We start from the raw sequence: 17479 nt of genomic DNA, 5'->3' as shown, positions 1-17479 counted from the left end.
AAAGCTAAGATTTTTGTCTAACTGTGCCAATGCCATATTAGCTGAAAATCATCCAATTATTCGGGTAAAAGGCAACTTATTTGGCAATTTGGCAAAATTACTGGAAAGACTTTTTAAAATTTTTGTATCAATAATCACAAGATACAATAGTTAGATTAGGACTGCGATTTGATTTTTGAAAACATCCTGAGACTGAAAAGGCTGTTGTATACTAACGCGAGGTTGCAACCATTTAAAAGAATACCTCGCTTCCCGTCCCGATTGGTGAAAAGAAATTTGCCCTGAAAGTAAATAGCCACGCTACGCATTTGTGATGTTGTGAAAGTGCGATCGCATTTTAGTACTTTGGGAGGGACTGCGATCGCATTTATTGTTGATGAGATGAAGTGCGATGTTTGACGACAAGCCACTATGCGTCTATGCATTTATTGTTGATGGGATGAAGGGCAAATAAAGCAATGTCACTGAATGTTGACCCCTTACCCGCAGATTATAAAGAATTAACTGGTTATCCAGGATACTATCGCGTAGAATAAGAGAGAATATCGTATTGTTTACCGCTTTGATATAGATGCAGATTTGGTTGAAGTGATTTTAGTAGGTAAACGTAACGACGATAAAGTTTATAAGCAACTCAAACGTTTGCTGGGTTAGAGATTTATAGGGGCGATGTCAGACGACAAGCCGCTGTGTGTCTACGCATTTATTGAGGTTTATGGTATTGAAGGGCGATCGCCATGCTAGTATCAATCCAAAGCTTAAGGAATTTATATGACAGAACTTAACCTTGACGAAGAAAAAATTAAGCAACTATTTAAAACCGCACTCACCGAAGTTATCCAAGAACAGAAAGAAGTATTTGCTGATTTGTTAGCAGAAATTATTGAAGATATAGCTTTAGAAAAAGCTATTAAAGAAAGTGAGGATACAGAAACAGTCAGCAGGGAGGCGATTTTTAAGATTTTGGGAAATAAAGGATGAATGTGTGAGTTCAAAAAGAGCTTTGAAAAAGATGTGAGTAAAATCAGAGATGAAACTTTGCTGCAAAGAATACAAGCCGTAATTGAAGAAGTGGAAAAGGCAGAAAATCTAGGAGAAGTTAACAATATCAAAAAACTTAAAGCTGATGGAGATTATTATCGTATTAGAATTGGAGACTACAGAATTGGATTAACAATCTCTGATGATGCTATTGTTTTTGTTCGAGCATTGCAAAGAAAGGATATTTACAGATATTTTCCTTAATGACAGTTTAGAGCTTTAAAGGCTAATTATTTTTTTGTACTAATATCAGCGGATTTTGACATTCAATAGTAGATGCATACTGGATGCTGTAATTTGTAGGAATAACCGTTAGCCTTCAGTATTAAGCTGAAGGCTAAACAAGAATTGGTCAAGAACCAACCAGAAAATCTGCCTTTTAGGTATTTGATTAAAGGCTTTTATCGCAGAGAGATGATCCGCGACTGAGTTTCTAACGTTTCACTTGCTATTAAAACTTCTTGTCTTGCCCATTGATCTGCTGCCAAAATGTCATCTAAAGAGGGATTAACACGGTTATTATTTTGATGGCGATCGCACACCCATTCGATACACCGAGGAATATCTAAAAACCGAATTTTTTCTTCTAAAAATAAAGCTACAGCTTGTTCGTTAGCGGCATTTAACACTGCTGGCATGGAACCGCCAGCTTTACCCACAGCATAAGCCAACTGCATACAAGGATACTTTTGATGATCTGGTTCGCGGAAGGTTAAATTTCCAGCTTTCACCAAATCTAGTCGTTCCCAGTTGGTGTAAATGCGATCGGGCCAAGATAAAGCATACAGCAAGGGTAAGCGCATATCTGGCCAGCCGAGTTGGGCTAAAACTGAAGTATCTTGCAATTCAATCAGTGAGTGAATAATGCTCTGGGGATGAATGACAATTTCGATATTGTCATAATCCAAGCCAAACAGGAAGTGAGCCTCAATTACTTCCAGTCCTTTATTCATTAAAGTAGCAGAGTCTACTGTGATTTTCCGTCCCATCGACCAATTAGGATGCTTCAAGGCATCAGCAACGGTTACATCTGCTAACTTTTCTACATCCCAGTCGCGGAAAGCCCCACCAGATGCAGTCAGCAAAATTTTCCGTAAGCCATCTTTGGGAACACCTTGGAGGCATTGAAAGATTGCGGAATGTTCGGAATCAGCAGGGAGTAATTTTACACCATGTTTTTCGACTAGGGGTAGAACCACAGGACCGCCAGCAATCAGAGTTTCTTTGTTTGCTAAGGCAATATCTTTACCAGCTTCAATCGCTGCGACCGTCGGTAGCAAACCAGCACAACCAACGATCCCAGTGACAACGGTTTGGGCATCGCCGTAACGGGCAACTTCTATCACTCCGGCCTCACCAGCCAGTAGAATCGGTTGGGGATTGAGGTCAATGATTGCTTCTTTGAGCGCTGGTAATTTATCTTCTGAGCAAATGGCTGCTATTTCCGGCTGAAACTGCCGAATTTGAGCAGCCAACATCTCTACATTGTTCCCAGCTGCCAATCCCACAATCCGAAATCGATCTGGGTACTGAGTGACAATATCTAAAGTCTGAGTACCAATAGAACCAGTGGAACCAACGAGAGTAATCGCTTTCACAATTGCTTAAGGATTTACAGACAACTCTCACTATAAATTGCTGGGGACTCTTTAATCACAGCGATCGCCATAATCGATACACTAACGAGGAGGAGAGACGCAAAGAAAGAAAATATCCCCGTGTCTTCTTGTTCGCGTACCTGTTTGTGCCAATCCCAATCCGTTAATTTCAACTCGATAGACTGCTAGCACGGCGGAAATCCTGCTACGATCTCAAACCAGACAAGGTTTAATTTTCATATAACTAGACAAAATTTGTATTTATAAATACTATATTTTAAAAGATAAATTCTGAGAGAATTGGCAAAAGTAACCAAATAGGAAATAATTTCAATTAATTACTCATCTGTCCAGTTTCTTAATTATGTTGGTGGAGAATTTAATATGCAAAATCTTACTGATAAATTGCTGGATTGCAGCCATAGGTAGAAAGATGCATAAAGGAGTTTGTTGAAGCACTCAACCCTATGGTCAAAGCTCAGATAGTTATAAAAAAAATTTTATGGAAAAATGATTTCCTGTTTCCAGCAGCAATATGGCTTGCCAGTCGAATATTTATCTGGACAGCTATGTTGCTGGTTGCGCCAAAACTATCATTACCAGCAGAGGAATTTTTGCCCCGTTTTGGCTGGGGGGTTTTTGATGCTTGGGATAGTATCCATTATCGAGCGATCGCAACTTCTGGTTATGAATTTGTGAATGACGGCAAGCAACATAATTTGGCCTTCTTTCCCCTGTTTCCCTTAAGCATCTGGATTTTGATGGAGTTGGGCTTACCGTTTGAATTGGCAGGCACATTAATCAACAACTTGGCATTTTGTGCAGCACTTTACTGTTTGTACTTTTGGGTCAAGGATTGTTATGGCATCAATGCAGCACACTGGGTAACTGCTGTGCTTTCTTTGTATCCAGCTTCGATGTTTACGGGAGTGATTTACACAGAGGGGCTGTATTTGTTTTTGAGTACGGCGACTTTGCAGGCGTTCGATCGAAAGCAATATGGCTGGACTGCTCTTTGGGGCGCGATGGCGACAGCAACACGTCCTACAGGTATGGCACTAATTCCAGCATTGGCGATCGCAGCCTGGAAAGAACGCCGACCACCTATTGCCTATATAGCCGCTTTGACTACTGCTATTGGCATACTTTTATTCAGTTTGTATTGTGCGATTTATTTTGGCAACCCTTTAGCTTTTATCGAAGCACAGCGAGGATGGCGACCAACTCTCGGATTTGATTGGCAGGGTTGGTTAAATATGTTCATGCAAATTGCCGTTGGCAGTAAAAATTGGCAATTTGGCTGGGTGCAAAACTCCTCTGGCGGGATTCAAGACCCCTGGTATCTCCTGTTATTGGGGGCGATTGTTGTCAGTGGCTATCTTTTATGGCATTTCCGTCAACGTTTTGGTTCTGTAAAATTATTTTATAGCTTTTATGCTTTAGTCTTATTTTTGTTGATTCTGGCAAGCGAACAGTGGATCGATAACTTCCTCAACTTGTTCATGGTCTTGGGTGGTGGCTATGTGTTGTGGCGCTTCCACACGCAACTGACCCCAGTTACAGTTATTTATGGCTTTTGTGGTATTGGTTTGCTGCTAGCCTCTGGAGGTACTATCTCTTTGAGCCGTCTCGCCTACGGTATTGTGCCTCTGAATATAGCCATTGGTGTGCTGCTATCTCACTATCCTCGTCAAGGATATTTAATATTAGGCGCTTTTGTGACATTACTAGCCAAAATAGCTGTAGGATTTGCCCAAGAGCATTGGGTTGGTTAAAGGGTTCGATCCATTATTGCGAAGAAATTGAATTGAAATTTCCTAATGAATGTATTCAATCAAACGAAGATAGCGATCGCTTCATTATTTCTAGGTGTAGGTGCCATATCTTTTGGCTCTATTTTTATGAAATTGAGCGAAATTGAACTCAGCCCTAGTGCAACTGTATTTAATCGTTTTTGGCTTGCTAGTGTGGCCTTCTCGATCTGGCATGGATACAAAGCAATACGGCAACGATTTTCCGCAGACAAACCTGTAGAACAGCAGTCTTACACCAGTCAGGATATGTTGCTATTACTAGGTGCTGGTATTCTTTGGGCTGCCACTTTAGTTTTGTTAGCTTGGTCGCTGACTCAAACTAGTGTTGCGATTTCTAGTGTGTTGCATAATCTCGCTCCCATATTTACTAGTTTAGGGGTGTGGCTGCTATTTCGTAAGGATTTTGAGAAGCAATTCCTGATTGGCATGTTCATCGCCCTTGGGGGAGCGATCGCTATTGAATTTGAGGAGTTGCAAATTGCTACAGATGAGGTTCAAGGCAGCTTGGCTGCGATCGTTTCGGCGGTTTTATTGAGTGCATACCTGCTGATCGTAGAAAAATTACGAACTAAATTTTCTCCAGCTACAATTCAATTGTGGATCTGTGCGATCGCCGCTCTAGCTATTTTCCCCATACTTTTGTTCACTCAAGATCGGCTTTTCCCCTCTACAGTCAGTGGGTGGGTGTGGATAATTTGCTTGGCGCTGGTTTGCCAAGTTTTAGGTCATGGGCTTTTAACCTATAGCCTTGCCAAGTTTTCCTCTGTGGTTGTCTCCTTGGTGCATCTGTTAGAGCCAGTATTTAGCGGCATTTTCGCTCTGGTAATTTTTTCAGAAAAATTAACTTTCTCGAATTGGATAGGTTTCGCTGTAGTTTTAATGGGTTTATACTTAGCCATATCTAGCCAAGCTGCTATTAATTACCCGTTCCAGGAATCAGTCAACAATATAGTTAACATTTTCGTTAAAAGTATGACGATTAAACTGTCATTACTAAAGCAACAATTCTCCGAAACACCGGCTTTATTGGGAACTGTCTCATTATTGTTTGCCTTAATTCCCATATCCTTAGCACCATCTTTGACTAAATTGTGTCAACAAGAAATTGGTGCAAATGCTGTAGTATTTCATCGCAGTTGGATTGCAACAGTTGTCTTTGGTTTGTGGAATGGACTTGAGGCTTTCCGCTACCAGCAGTCTATTGAAGGAGGCAGGAGGCAGGGGGCAGAGGGCAGCATTACTCCTGTCTTACTTGATAACCAATCTATAGAACAGAAGCCTTTTACAACTCAAGAAGTGTGGCTATTGTTGGCAATGGGAACCTCTGCTGGAACCTATCTTCTATTATGGGCTTGGTCGCTGAGTCAAACTAGTGTTGCCAACGTGGCTTTACTGTCTAATTTGAACTCTTTATTTGTTGCTTTGGCTGGGTATTTATTATTCGGTCGGCGTTTCGACAATAGATTCGTGATTGGTCTGGTCGTCGCTTTGGGTGGAGCGATCGCATTTGAACTCAATAAGGTACAATTTGCAACCGATCAAATATTAGGTGATGCATTAGCATTGCTAACTGCGGTTTTCATGGCTACGTGTATGCTGCTGATAGAAAGACTCCGAACCAGATTTAGCACTGCAACTATCATGCTGTGGCGATGTGGAGTGACAACAATGTTTCTATTACCAGTCCTCCCATTCCTCGAAGATAGACTATTGCCTTATTCCTGGATGGGTTGGTTTTTCATAATTTTTCAAGCTCTCTTCTGCCAAGTATTGGGTCAGGGACTTTTAGCTTATAGCCTTAGCAGAATTTCTTCAGGCGTTGTCGCCGTCACGCTTCTTTTAGAACCAGTTCTAGCTTCCATTTTTGCTTGGTTTATTTTTGCAGAACAAGTAGGTTTATTTGACTGGGCGACTTTTGCCGTAGTATTAATGGGTATCTATCTAGCTCAATCTAGTCAATCCATCGTTCAAGTAACAAACGAAGGATCGTAGCAGCGCTGATTTATCCAAAGTTAAATTTTAGAGAATATGTCTCTAAAGGATAAATTCATTCAGATGAAAAAAGTAAAATATCTTACATATTTAAGTTATGGTGAAACCAGTGTAAATCCTTGAGCCGAACCGATAATTTGACTACCAGTTAAATTGATTTGCTGCAAAGCCCCATTGTCTAACAGCAAATAAGATTTATTAGATAACATTTGTTGTAAAGTTGGAACAGTTGCAGGAGTTACCTTACAATCGCAGTAAAAGTCTAAACTGGGACGCCCATAAGCAAAAGAAGTATAAATTTGTGTTCCTGTTGAAACATTTGCCCGAATTAATTCTGCTACTGGTTTAACTGGAAAAGCTTCCTTTAATTCCCAGATCCATGATTGCGAACTCATTAACAGTGCTAAAACTAAGTACATCCCAGAAAATAGCACTGGAATAAAGTTGCGATCGCGTTGTCTAATTAGCCATGCTGCAATGCTCATAGTTATTGCCAAAACAATGCTCATAACTATTAAACTCGGCTCTTTCTTTGCAACAATAAAGTAAACAAAACCTCCTAAACCAGCAATAGCAATAATAGCTATAAATATTGTCAAACTTCGCACCTTAAAATGACCGTACTGCCAAATTTCGCTAAGTTTAGCACCAATTGCCAAAGCTAAAAATGGATACACAGGCATAACATACCAAGGCAGCTTAGTTCTCATTAAAGAAATAGTCCCTAAGTAAATAATTATGCCAATAAGAATTAAGCGACCCCAGGTAGTATGACGTTTTTTCCAAGCTAGATAAAAACCTCCTGGGAAAAATAGTAGCCAAGGAAAACTATATTTAATTAACTCAATTAAATAGTACCAAGGTGGCCCGCTATGACCTTCAACAGATTGTGTCAGGCGATCAAAAGTTTGTGTTTGAAAGTTCACTTGAAAGAAAGTTTCGCCATAATGTTGCCATTGAGCGACAAACCAAGCGATCGCAGGTGCATTTCCAAAAAATATTCCCACTAATAAATAGGGACTTGTTAACAAAGCAAACTGCCGATCTGCAATCAGGAATAAAAAAGCGATCGCCCCTAGCGGTAAAACTATCATCCCTTTGGTGAGAGCGATTAACCCCAGACAAAATCCCACACCGAGAGCATATCGGCGATTCTGTCGTGCTTTTAGCAAACAAAACAACAGCAGCAAGAAAAAGGTGATAATTGTACCATCTAGCATTGCTAGCCTTCCGTGACGCACTACAGGCAACATCGTCAGGTAAACTAAAGCGCTAAACAGAGCTGGTATTTGGTTAAAAAGCAAACATCCCACCAAGTAAAGCAAAGGCACGCCCAAGGCAGTTAATACTGCACCCGGTAGACGCGTTGTCCACTCATTCACGCCTGCGATCGAGTAAGTCCAAGCAATTAACAAGTGCATCAGGGGTGGCTTATTATGATAAGGTTGTCCTCCCAGTGTGGGGTAAAGCCAATGCATTGAACCAAGCGGGGCACGCCAAATTTCACGGGCAACTTGTGCCACAGTACCTTCATCCCAATCTCTTAAAGCGGAGTTTCCCAAAAATATCAGCCATAGAAATAGAGATATTATCAGTAAACTAAATAACCATTTTTTTTCTCGGAATAGACGCATATTTAAAATCGAGATAATCATCTCAAACCTCACTAATCGTTAGATGATTTCCATCAGAAATCATTGCTAAATTTTGTAAGTATCTTGGATGAAGATTTGAGATTTTCTTCTCCTGAAATAGATACTCAGGCTGATAATACTCGGAATCCAATCGTAAATCTAATGGAAGTTGTGAGTAATTAACAATGCTCCAAACTGCCAAAGTTCAACCCTCCTTTTGCTGAAACTGGCTCAATAACCAAGCGCAAACTTCAGATTGACTTATTTCACAACTTCGGCGTAAGGCTTCTTCTAAAATTGCAATTACCAATCCAGGCAATACTTGTGATTCTTGAATACGTTTACTGCCTCGATCTGCGATCGCATAAGCTATAATTTCGGCATTTTGGACATCTACTACCCAGTATTCAGCAATACCCAATTCTTCGTAGAGCGCTCGCTTTGTACCCAAGTCATCCAGCAGAGATGTTTTCGCAATTTCAATCACTAAATCTGGTGCAGGATAGCGATCTAGGTTGACGATTCCTGTACCTGCTGGGATAGTTTGGGTATGTTCTCTAAGGTAATACGCCACATCAGGCTGACAATCCTGAATACCAGTTTTACGAAAGGTGGTTGTGTCTAAACCTGTCGCCAATATTCCTTTAAGTGCGGTAAATAGAGTTACAGCAAAAATAATTATCACATGGTCTTTACCATGAGCAAAACTAACTGGTGGCATCTCCAGCCTCATGTGTCCTTTGTAGTAGTAACTCTTTGCCTTCTCGTTGAGCAAGTTAGCGACTATCTGCTCATACTCCTGCCAAGAAGCACAAATCCATGTATCTGTCGGTAACTGGGTCTGAGTTTCACTCATTGTCTAACCCTTCTGCCAGTAAGCTATATCTCTTGTAACTTAAATTCTAAACTCCTAGCTCGACTCTTTAACCTCTGAAGTGCAACCTTCGAGTTCTGAGGTTGGATGATGGGGGTTAGAAGGCGATCGCTTTATTTACTCAACTTAGTTTATTCTCCTTTCACCGCAGCCTCAATTGCTTTCACAAATGGAGCAACCCACTACCGATCTAAAACTTTTTAAAGTGCCTCAAATATAAATGCACTTTGATTTTTTGGCTTATTGCTCACAATCTGGAGAATCTGCTCTGGTTGAAGCGGTTGCCAAGTTTGGCGACGAGTCTAGCTTTTGAGATATTATGCGTCTGCGATCGCTCTCAAAATCTCAACTTTCAACCTTTAAACTCAATACAGTTCAGTTAAGAAAAATTGTAGGTTGGGTTAAGCAAAGCGCAACCCAACAAAGCTATGAAAATGTTGGGTTTCGTTCCTCAACCCAACCTACACAACTCGGAAGTTCGACCTTTTTACTCGAACGTTGAGCCTCTGAACTCGGAAGTTGCACCTTTTTGCTTGAACGTTGCACCTTTGAACTTGGAAGTTGCACCTTTTTACTCGAACGTTGCACCTTTTTGCTTGAACGTTGCACCTTTGAACTCGAAATTTGCACCTTTTTGCTTGAACGTTGAGCCTTTGAACTCAAAAGTTGCACCTTTTTGCTTGAAAGTTGCACCTTTGAACTCGAAAGTTGCACCTTTTTGCTCGAACGTTGCACCTTTTTGCTTGAACGTTGAGCCTTTGAACTCAAAAAATAAAGCTCAGAACTCGAAATGTCGTGCTTTTAACTCCAACATTTAAATTCTGAGCTTCAACGTGGCATCTTTTAAGTGCAAGTACCGAGCTATTTTCTACAACGTTGCTTTTTGAGACTTGGATTTTCCAGGTTTACGAGCAAATCGTTGTCCCATTTCCACTACCACTGCATCTAAACCCGCACCTTGTCCACTGGCTTTCGCGTAGTTATACACCTGCAACGCGGCTGCATAAGCTTCACTACCGACTGCAAGAGATGTATCATCTACCAACTCTTGTAACTGCGTCAACGACAACAACACCGGATACAAAGCTTCAAATAATTGCACATCCTTTCGCATTTCATCCAAATCAAACGATCGCGGTAAAAACTCTGGATTCTGCGCCGCCACCTCTAATGCTTTGCTGACAAACGCCCGACTCTTATCGCCCATCTTGGGTAAAGTCTTGCGATCGTCGGCACTCAAATCAACCAAAAATGGTAGCTTTTCTTTAATGGTGGCGATCGCTTGCAACACAGCATCTCTGTCTGTTTGTGCCAATGTTGCACTAATTGGGGTCGTAGACATAGAAATCACTCTCCAGTATGTTTCTTCAGTCTAGAGTGCCCACATATACAACTAAACTTTCCATTCACATAGCAAAACCGATCATCGTAATAAAGACTGATTGGGCGTTAACTGGCTCTCAAAACGGCTGTAAACAATTTGGGTTGGATACCAACAAGAAAACCAGTATAAATCTTGCATAACTTTGCAATAATTACTTTCATCTGCTAACTCAAAGTGAACCAGAGCTAAATTATTCAATCCAACTACTTCTCGTCCCTCCTGAAACCAACGAGATTTCCAAAAAATTAGAGGTTGTAACCATTTCCATTTGGCATTTTCGGCTCGTTTCCAAGGAGCTATCAATGATAATATATCTGCTGTGTAAGTAGAAGTCTGAACGCTGTTTCGAGGTATCCACTCCAGTACACAATGCCAGTCAGGGTCATTCAGCAGTTGAGGATTATGGTGTAATTGTTTCTCGGAAATTTCTACCATATTGGGTGGCTTTATCCAGCCGATCCAATGTCGTACCTGTTCTGGTAGCAGCCAATCTTTCAATCGTGTATGAATCAACCGCGTCAACATTTCTTCATTCTTCAATGCACTAGCGGTTAGCTGTACTAAGACAGATTGTAATTTGGAATGGGTGCGTGCATAAGATAAGTGAGCAACAGAACTGTAGTGAATATCCCCAGATAGAATCACGACTTGTTGACGTTCCTCAAACAAAGTAGTTAGAAATTTCGCCAGTGCTTCAACATTAATATTCCAAGCATCTCCAACATCTGTTGAAAAAACTTTCTCCTGGTTTAAGTGCCAATGATGAATCCAATCAATCACTTGTAATCCAAAAACGTTTGTGGGCGCAATCACAAATGTAGTTTTAATTTCAGTTTGTTCAGTTACTTGTTGTAAAGGCAAAAGTAGTTGTTGCTCAAATGCTTTGGGACACAACAGCATCGGCGGCGCAATTGGTTTTTGATCGGCTGGATAACCCCGCCATGTACGTGTATCCAGCACAATTACTTCATGGCAATCGCTCCTGACTATATAATGCCAAGTCAGCGCTTTTGGATCTCGATCCAGAATAAATACCGCGCCGTCTCGGACTAAAATAGGTAAGTCTGTGTGAGGATCGTTGGCTGGCATACCTAGATAACGAGCGATCGCTTCATCAGCCTTTGCATCTCTTCCTTCGGAAGCTGACCAAGCTTGTGCAGCCGCCAACAACTTTTCACCTGATTTTCCTTCTGCAAATTGCTCTGGTGTATTGCCCCAACCTTGAAATACCGTATAAGCTAACAATGCATTTTGGACTATTCTTCGCCCTAATGGTCGCCCCAGCACGCGCAAACACCAAGCTTGGTTCAAATTCCAGTCATCAGTAACATCATGGTCATCAAAGATGGTGTACATGGGGATATTGGCAAGGGCGCGGCGCACTTTCCAAAGGGTATAGATGAATTGTCGCAAATGCTTGACTGCGCGATTCCAGTCTTTGATAGCATGGCGATCGCGCATTACTTGGTGTCCTTTGGGAAATGTTGTCGGCCAGCACACTGGCGACCAAGCGAGTAAATAAGTAGCGTAATATTCACCCAGACTGAAAAGATGACTGTTGACTTTCTCTGCTTTATTATGTAATCCTGCCGTCAAACCAGCTTGATTTGTCGCAGCATCAGCCCGTTCTCTAGGGGGTAGCTGCTGGGGAGTGCAATACACTCCATTTACCGGAAGTCGTTCTTCCCAACCCAAGAGGGCATCACCAAGAGTAGTTGCAACCCACAGAGATGGTTCTGCTACATCATCTCCATAAATTTGATCTCCCGTGAGAAACAGCTGGTGAGGTCGGTGCTGGGGTTGATTTGCTGACGCCTGAATCATACTATCGAGAATTGGCAGTGCATCAAACCCATGCCCATGAGGTTTACGGCAGGAAGCATGGACAATTTGCAAATCTTGAAAACGGTTTGGCGGTAGAACAAAGGTTGGTTTTCGATGATCGAAGTAGCTGATGCTGACTGGAGGAAAGGAGTTTGAACATAATGCTTGTTGCATTTGCAGGGTTTGGTCAGCAACAGTAAACTGGAGGTCGTATGCATAGATGCGACCTCCAGTTAAGCGATGTCCAATTGTAGACCGAGCCGTGATGGCAACTACATGAAGATACTTACCCAGAGCAAAGGTAGAGCGTTCTCCCTCCAATAAGCAATTTCCTATTACTTCACCATCATTTGTTGTGTCATAAACCTTAAGTTTTACCTGACAAGACTGTTTGAGTGCGACCCATACTGTCACAGACTCTGGCTCAGTATATTTGAGGATTGGCCCCGCTAAAATCAGTGGTAGTTCTTGTAAAAACTCGTCCCCAATTTGATACTTCATTGCAAACAGTTGACATGATGGTGTTTTAGATGTGTTACTTTGCTCCTAAATTGGTAGCCCCAACTCATCTAATCACCAATCATGCATCAATTCTTATCTGTTTAACATCAGTTTATAGCGCAAATTGATTGCAGCCTAAAAGTTCAGGGACGAGCGAGACGCGCATCTCATAAAAGTGATTATTTTAGGAAACTCCAAGAAATAAACTATCCAATATTGTGGGGTGGGCAACATGAGCGCCATATAAACTGGGCGCTTATGTTGCCCACCCTACAATCAATAATTGAATATTTTTTTATTTGGAAGTCCCTTAGTTAATTAATTCCGCGCGATGCCTTCTTCTCGTGCGGCACGTTGCACAGCCGCAGCAACAGCAGTGACAACGCGCTCATCGAAGACGGAAGGAATAATATGTTCCCGATTTAAGTCAGATGGCTTAACTAAAGAAGCGATCGCACTTGCAGCTTCTAGGTACATTTTGATGGTAATTGTCTGTGCCCGACAATCTAAAGCACCACGGAATACCCCAGGAAAAGCAAGGACGTTATTGATTTGATTTGGGTAATCGCTACGACCGGTCGCAATGACAGCCACATCTTTACTGATTAATTCTGGCTGAATCTCTGGAATCGGATTTGCCATTGCAAAGATAATTGGATCTTTCGCCATCGATTGCACCATTTCTGGTGTCAAAACTCCTGGTGCGCTGACACCAATAAACACATCAGCCCCTTGCATTGCACCCGCTAATGTACCCTGACCTTTCACAGCAAATTCGAGTTTTTCTTCTGTCAAATCGCTGCGACTGGTAGAGAGAATCCCTTTAGAGTCGCACATCCAGATTTTTTCTGCTCCAGCTTTACGCAGTAACCGAGCGATCGCCACTCCCGCCGCCCCAGCACCGTTAATCACGATCTTGATTTCTGCTAAGGATTTATGTACCAGTTTCAAAGAATTAAATAACGCAGCCAAGGTGACAATTGCTGTACCGTGCTGATCGTCGTGAAAAACGGGGATATCTAACTCTTGGCGTAATCTCTTTTCGATTTCAAAGCAGCGAGGTGCAGCGATATCTTCTAAATTCACGCCTCCAAACACCGGAGCAATATTTTTAACTGCCTGGATAATTTCTTCTGTATCTTGGGTGGCGAGACAAATGGGAAAAGCATCCAGCCCTGCAAATTCTTTGAATAGCATTGCTTTGCCTTCCATAACTGGTAAGGCGGCAGCTGGGCCGAGATTTCCCAAACCTAAAACGGCACTACCATCGGTAACAATGGCAACAGTGTTTTGTTTGATGGTTAAGTTGTAAACTTCCTCTGGGTCTTGAGCGATCGCTGTACAAATTCGACCGACTCCGGGCGTGTAAGCCATTGCCAAATCGGAAACACTCTTCAGGGGAATTCTACTGCTAATGCTGATTTTGCCACCGCGATGCAAATTAAAGGTGCGATCGTAAACACTGAGTAACTTGATATCTGGCAAGGCTTTGATTGCTTGCACAATGGTTTCAGCGTGTTCAGTACTAGCAGCATCTACAGTCAGATCGCGGGTGGACTCTTTGCGGGTTTGCTCGATTAAATCGATTTGACCGAGATTACCGCCACAGGTTGCGATCGCATGTGTTACTGACGCCAACATCCCTACACGATTGGGAATCTGCAAGCGCAGTGTCAAACTAAAACTAGAATTAGGAGTTAGGTCTGCCATGTTGATTTTAGATTTTAAGTTTTAGATTTTATATTGAATTGAGACAAAAACTAAAATTTGAGATTTGTAGTCTGTGAAAACACAATGTATGTATCCAGGGATAATCATCAGTAGTTAGTTTATCTACTGCTCACAGTTTTGATAATTATTTTTATTTATACCAATGCATTCACTAATATAAATGAGTAACAATTTAGTAATTGTACCCAAATACACCAGATATTTTTTTTATATTTTATCTGTGTAAATATTTGTATAACTATAGCTTCATGCACGAAAAAAGCGCCCTCCATACAGAGAGCGCAGTGAATTTTAACTTACAATTAACCGTGAATTACAGGTGCCGCAGCTACGCCTGTCGTAGACATCGTTGCCACTGGTACTGCCTCACCCGCCGCTAAATCCAGAGGGAAGTTGTGAGCATTGCGTTCGTGCATCACTTCTATACCCAAATTGGCCCGGTTTAGTACATCAGCCCATGTATTAACTACATGACCTTTAGAGTCAAGAATTGATTGGTTAAAGTTAAACCCGTTGAGGTTGAACGCCATCGTACTGATGCCCAATGCCGTCAACCAGATCCCAACTACAGGCCAAGCAGCCAAGAAAAAGTGCAAGGAACGCGAGTTGTTAAAGCTGGCATATTGCCAAATTAACCGCCCAAAGTAACCGTGAGCTGCTACGATGCTATAGGTTTCTTGTTCTTGTCCAAACCTGTAACCATAGTTTATAGATTCAGCTTCTGTTGTCTCTCTGACTAGAGAGGAAGACACCAAAGAACCGTGCATTGCTGCGAAAAAAGCACCACCGAACACCGCAGCTACACCTAATTCATGGAATGGGTGCATGAGAATATTATGCTCGGCTTGGAATACCAACATGAAATTAAAAGTGCCGCTAATGCCCAGAGGCATCCCATCAGAAAAGCTACCTTGACCAATTGGATAAATTAAGAAAACCGAAGTTGCAGCAGCTACAGGCGCAGAGTAAGCAACGCAAATCCAAGGACGCATCCCCAAACGATAGCTTAACTCCCATTGCCGACCGAGCCAGCAGAAGATCCCAATCAAGAAGTGCAAGACAATGAGTTGATAAGGGCCGCCGTTGTAGAGCCATTCATCCATTGAAGCAGCTTCCCAAATTGGGTAGAAGTGCAAACCAATTGCATTAGAAGTAGGTACAACAGCACCAGTGATGATGTTATTGCCGTATAATAAAGAACCAGAAACTGGCTCCCGAATGCCGTCAATATCAACGGGTGGTGCAGCAATAAAGGCAATAATGAAACAGATGGTAGCGGTTAATAGGGTAGGAATCATTAAAACGCCGAACCAGCCGATATAAAGCCGATTGTCGGTGCTAGTAATCCATTGACAGAAACGATCCCACAGGTTGCCGCTTTCGCTTCTTCCTAGAGTTGTGGACATAACTGTGTTATTTATAAATCGGTGACAACAAACTTTCTCAATTCTTAAAAATTGAGAATTAAGCTGTTTTCAAAGACTTTTGCCAAATACCTTCTCCCTAATAGCCGGGACTCTCTGGAATTACCTCACACCAAAAATGCTGTTAACTCACTTCCCCAGGGAGACTGTGTAGAAAAAAGGGAAAACTTTCCCGGCTCCTAATATCACGTTTTACATTAGTAATTTGTATTTTTCAAGACATTTTTTTTAAGTTTTGCTAAGTTAGCCTAGCTTTTAAGTTAATTACAACAAAAAAGCGCCCCCCATTTCTGGAGGGCGCTTTTTATTTAGCTAAATCTTCAGAATTAACCGTTGATAGCAGGAGCAGTCAGAGCAACAGGAGTAACTTCACCAGCAGCTAAATCTAGGGGGAAGTTGTGAGCGTTACGCTCGTGCATTACTTCCATACCCAGGTTAGCGCGGTTGATTACATCTGCCCAAGTGCTGATGACGCGACCTTGGGAATCAATTACTGATTGGTTGAAGTTGAAACCGTTCAGGTTGAATGCCATCGTGCTGATACCCAAAGCGGTGAACCAGATACCGACGACAGGCCAAGCTGCTAAGAAGAAGTGCAGTGAACGGCTGTTGTTGAAGGAAGCGTATTGGAAGATTAACCGACCGAAGTAGCCGTGGGCTGCAACGATGTTGTAGGTTTCTTCTTCTTGACCGAATTTGTAACCGTAGTTTTGAGACTCGGTTTCGGTGGTTTCGCGAACCAAGGAAGAAGTTACTAGAGAACCGTGCATTGCTGAGAACAATGAACCGCCGAATACACCAGCCACACCTAACATGTGGAAGGGGTGCATCAAGATGTTGTGTTCTGCTTGGAACACAATCATGAAGTTGAAGGTTCCAGAGATACCCAAAGGCATACCATCAGAGAAAGAACCTTGACCAATTGGGTAGATCAAGAATACTGCGGTAGCGGAAGCCAGAGGTGCGCTGTAAGCTACGCAGATCCAAGGACGCATACCTAAGCGGTAAGAAAGTTCCCACTGACGACCAAGGTAGGCAGCGCAACCGAGCAAGAAGTGTAAAATTACTAACTGGTAAGGACCGCCGTTGTACAACCACTCATCTAAGGAAGCAGCTTCCCAGATTGGGTAGAAGTGCAAGCCGATTGCGTTTGAAGAAGGAACAACTGCACCAGAGATGATGTTGTTTCCGTAAATCAAAGAACCTGCAACCGGTTCGCGGATGCCGTCGATGTCCACGGGAGGAGCAGCGATGAAAGCAATTACGAAGCAGGTTGTAGCAGCTAGTAGGGTTGGGATCATAAGCACACCAAACCAACCGATGTAAATACGGTTGTCGGTGCTGGTGATCCACTCGCAAAAGCGATCCCATACGTTAGCGCCGGAGCGCCGTTGTAAGGTTGTGGTCATGGTTTTATAAGTGCTATGGGTTGTTAAATATGCAACAAGCGATTTTATTTTCGCCTGTTGAAATACAGTCTACATGAATTTACTTTGACGCGAACTGTGACTTAATATTCTGTAACATAATTCTTTAACAAGCTCATCGAACTGTAAAGTTTTCCTTCTATAAATAATCAAGATAAAAGTAATGGATTCAGGCTTTTTCAGCCATTTCAACAATAAACTAGCGATCGTTTTTAATGAAGCGATCGCCTCGTTA

15 protein-coding genes and 1 pseudogene are annotated in these 17479 nt (G+C 42.1%); 6 read left to right on the top strand and 10 right to left on the bottom strand.

Annotated elements, in window-relative coordinates:
* Window positions 1–446 precede the first annotated feature (446 nt).
* The 3 genes and pseudogenes from ACR5KR_RS26495 to ACR5KR_RS26485 all read left to right on the top strand — a co-directional run.
* Window positions 447–654, top strand: a pseudogene (locus ACR5KR_RS26495) (type II toxin-antitoxin system RelE family toxin); the annotation flags it as partial.
* A 117-nt stretch (window positions 655–771) separates the two neighbouring features.
* Window positions 772–981, top strand: a complete 210-nt coding sequence (locus ACR5KR_RS26490) for a hypothetical protein (RefSeq protein WP_445629799.1) — start codon at window positions 772–774, stop codon at window positions 979–981.
* Window positions 982–1245 (top strand): type II toxin-antitoxin system RelE family toxin, encoded by a 264-nt coding sequence (locus tag ACR5KR_RS26485; RefSeq protein WP_445629800.1) that lies wholly within the window; start codon window positions 982–984, stop codon window positions 1243–1245.
* 197 nt (window positions 1246–1442) lie between these two features.
* On the opposite strand, the gene ACR5KR_RS26480 is transcribed toward ACR5KR_RS26485, so the two are convergent.
* Window positions 1443–2639, bottom strand: coding sequence for a 1-deoxy-D-xylulose-5-phosphate reductoisomerase (locus ACR5KR_RS26480; protein WP_445629801.1), 1197 nt, complete (start codon window positions 2637–2639; stop codon window positions 1443–1445).
* Between the two features lie 14 nt (window positions 2640–2653).
* Entirely contained in the window at window positions 2654–2812 is a 159-nt protein-coding gene (locus tag ACR5KR_RS26475; protein WP_445629802.1) for a hypothetical protein, read from the bottom strand.
* Between the two features lie 294 nt (window positions 2813–3106).
* On the opposite strand from ACR5KR_RS26475, the gene ACR5KR_RS26470 reads away from it, so the two are divergent.
* Both ACR5KR_RS26470 and ACR5KR_RS26465 read left to right on the top strand, forming a co-directional pair.
* Window positions 3107–4414: a mannosyltransferase family protein gene (locus ACR5KR_RS26470; RefSeq protein WP_448268566.1), complete on the top strand. Its 1308-nt coding sequence runs from the start codon at window positions 3107–3109 to the stop codon at window positions 4412–4414.
* Between the two features lie 45 nt (window positions 4415–4459).
* Window positions 4460–6445 (top strand): DMT family transporter, encoded by a 1986-nt coding sequence (locus ACR5KR_RS26465; RefSeq protein ID WP_445629804.1) that lies wholly within the window; start codon window positions 4460–4462, stop codon window positions 6443–6445.
* A 95-nt stretch (window positions 6446–6540) separates the two neighbouring features.
* Here ACR5KR_RS26465 and ACR5KR_RS26460 read toward each other — a convergent pair whose 3' ends face one another.
* The 3 genes from ACR5KR_RS26460 to ACR5KR_RS26450 are packed head-to-tail and all read right to left on the bottom strand — an operon-like array spanning window position 6541 to window position 8935.
* Complete coding sequence (locus ACR5KR_RS26460) at window positions 6541–8079, bottom strand: ArnT family glycosyltransferase (RefSeq protein ID WP_448270344.1); 1539 nt, start codon at window positions 8077–8079, stop codon at window positions 6541–6543.
* Window positions 8080–8101: 22 nt separating this feature from the next.
* On the bottom strand, window positions 8102–8281 hold the full coding sequence (locus tag ACR5KR_RS26455; RefSeq protein ID WP_448268565.1) for a hypothetical protein: 180 nt from the start codon (window positions 8279–8281) through the stop codon (window positions 8102–8104).
* Between the two features lie 3 nt (window positions 8282–8284).
* Entirely contained in the window at window positions 8285–8935 is a 651-nt protein-coding gene (locus ACR5KR_RS26450) for a Uma2 family endonuclease (protein WP_448268563.1), read from the bottom strand.
* A 446-nt stretch (window positions 8936–9381) separates the two neighbouring features.
* On the opposite strand from ACR5KR_RS26450, the gene ACR5KR_RS26445 reads away from it, so the two are divergent.
* Window positions 9382–9771, top strand: a complete 390-nt coding sequence (locus tag ACR5KR_RS26445) for a hypothetical protein (protein ID WP_448268562.1) — start codon at window positions 9382–9384, stop codon at window positions 9769–9771.
* A gap of 50 nt (window positions 9772–9821) precedes the next feature.
* On the opposite strand, the gene ACR5KR_RS26440 is transcribed toward ACR5KR_RS26445, so the two are convergent.
* The 5 genes from ACR5KR_RS26440 to psbA (ACR5KR_RS26420) all read right to left on the bottom strand — a co-directional run bounded on the left by ACR5KR_RS26440 (window position 9822) and on the right by psbA (ACR5KR_RS26420) (window position 17226).
* A complete protein-coding gene (locus tag ACR5KR_RS26440; RefSeq protein ID WP_448268561.1) occupies window positions 9822–10295 on the bottom strand; it encodes a hypothetical protein in 474 nt (157 codons plus the stop codon).
* A gap of 81 nt (window positions 10296–10376) precedes the next feature.
* On the bottom strand, window positions 10377–12662 hold the full coding sequence (locus ACR5KR_RS26435) for a PhoD-like phosphatase (protein ID WP_448268560.1): 2286 nt from the start codon (window positions 12660–12662) through the stop codon (window positions 10377–10379).
* Window positions 12663–12980: 318 nt separating this feature from the next.
* Window positions 12981–14372 (bottom strand): malic enzyme-like NAD(P)-binding protein, encoded by a 1392-nt coding sequence (locus tag ACR5KR_RS26430; RefSeq protein WP_445629809.1) that lies wholly within the window; start codon window positions 14370–14372, stop codon window positions 12981–12983.
* 323 nt (window positions 14373–14695) lie between these two features.
* Window positions 14696–15799 carry a photosystem II q(b) protein gene (gene psbA / locus ACR5KR_RS26425; RefSeq protein ID WP_448268559.1) on the bottom strand — a complete coding sequence of 368 codons (1104 nt, stop codon included), beginning with the start codon at window positions 15797–15799 and terminating at the stop codon, window positions 14696–14698.
* A 344-nt stretch (window positions 15800–16143) separates the two neighbouring features.
* Window positions 16144–17226, bottom strand: a complete 1083-nt coding sequence (psbA, locus tag ACR5KR_RS26420; RefSeq protein ID WP_445629811.1) for a photosystem II q(b) protein — start codon at window positions 17224–17226, stop codon at window positions 16144–16146.
* Between the last annotated feature and the right edge of the window lie 253 nt (window positions 17227–17479).

This window comes from Nostoc sp. DSM 114159 (assembly GCF_053470285.1).
This window is presented reverse-complemented; position numbering and strand designations above follow the sequence as displayed.

What these genes read in the sequence shown, in the direction of transcription:
- ACR5KR_RS26490 (WP_445629799.1), top strand. Translation starts at nt 772, where the DNA reads ATGACAGAACTTAACCTTGACGAAGAAAAAATTAAGCAACTATTTAAA.
- ACR5KR_RS26485 (WP_445629800.1), top strand. Translation starts at nt 982, where the DNA reads ATGTGTGAGTTCAAAAAGAGCTTTGAAAAAGATGTGAGTAAAATCAGA.
- ACR5KR_RS26470 (WP_448268566.1), top strand. Translation starts at nt 3,107, where the DNA reads ATGGTCAAAGCTCAGATAGTTATAAAAAAAATTTTATGGAAAAATGAT.
- ACR5KR_RS26465 (WP_445629804.1), top strand. Translation starts at nt 4,460, where the DNA reads ATGAATGTATTCAATCAAACGAAGATAGCGATCGCTTCATTATTTCTA.
- ACR5KR_RS26460 (WP_448270344.1), bottom strand. Translation starts at nt 8,079, where the DNA reads ATGCGTCTATTCCGAGAAAAAAAATGGTTATTTAGTTTACTGATAATA.
- ACR5KR_RS26450 (WP_448268563.1), bottom strand. Translation starts at nt 8,935, where the DNA reads ATGAGTGAAACTCAGACCCAGTTACCGACAGATACATGGATTTGTGCT.
- ACR5KR_RS26445 (WP_448268562.1), top strand. Translation starts at nt 9,382, where the DNA reads ATGAAAATGTTGGGTTTCGTTCCTCAACCCAACCTACACAACTCGGAA.
- ACR5KR_RS26440 (WP_448268561.1), bottom strand. Translation starts at nt 10,295, where the DNA reads ATGTCTACGACCCCAATTAGTGCAACATTGGCACAAACAGACAGAGAT.
- ACR5KR_RS26435 (WP_448268560.1), bottom strand. Translation starts at nt 12,662, where the DNA reads ATGAAGTATCAAATTGGGGACGAGTTTTTACAAGAACTACCACTGATT.
- ACR5KR_RS26430 (WP_445629809.1), bottom strand. Translation starts at nt 14,372, where the DNA reads ATGGCAGACCTAACTCCTAATTCTAGTTTTAGTTTGACACTGCGCTTG.
- psbA (WP_448268559.1), bottom strand. Translation starts at nt 15,799, where the DNA reads ATGTCCACAACTCTAGGAAGAAGCGAAAGCGGCAACCTGTGGGATCGT.
- psbA (WP_445629811.1), bottom strand. Translation starts at nt 17,226, where the DNA reads ATGACCACAACCTTACAACGGCGCTCCGGCGCTAACGTATGGGATCGC.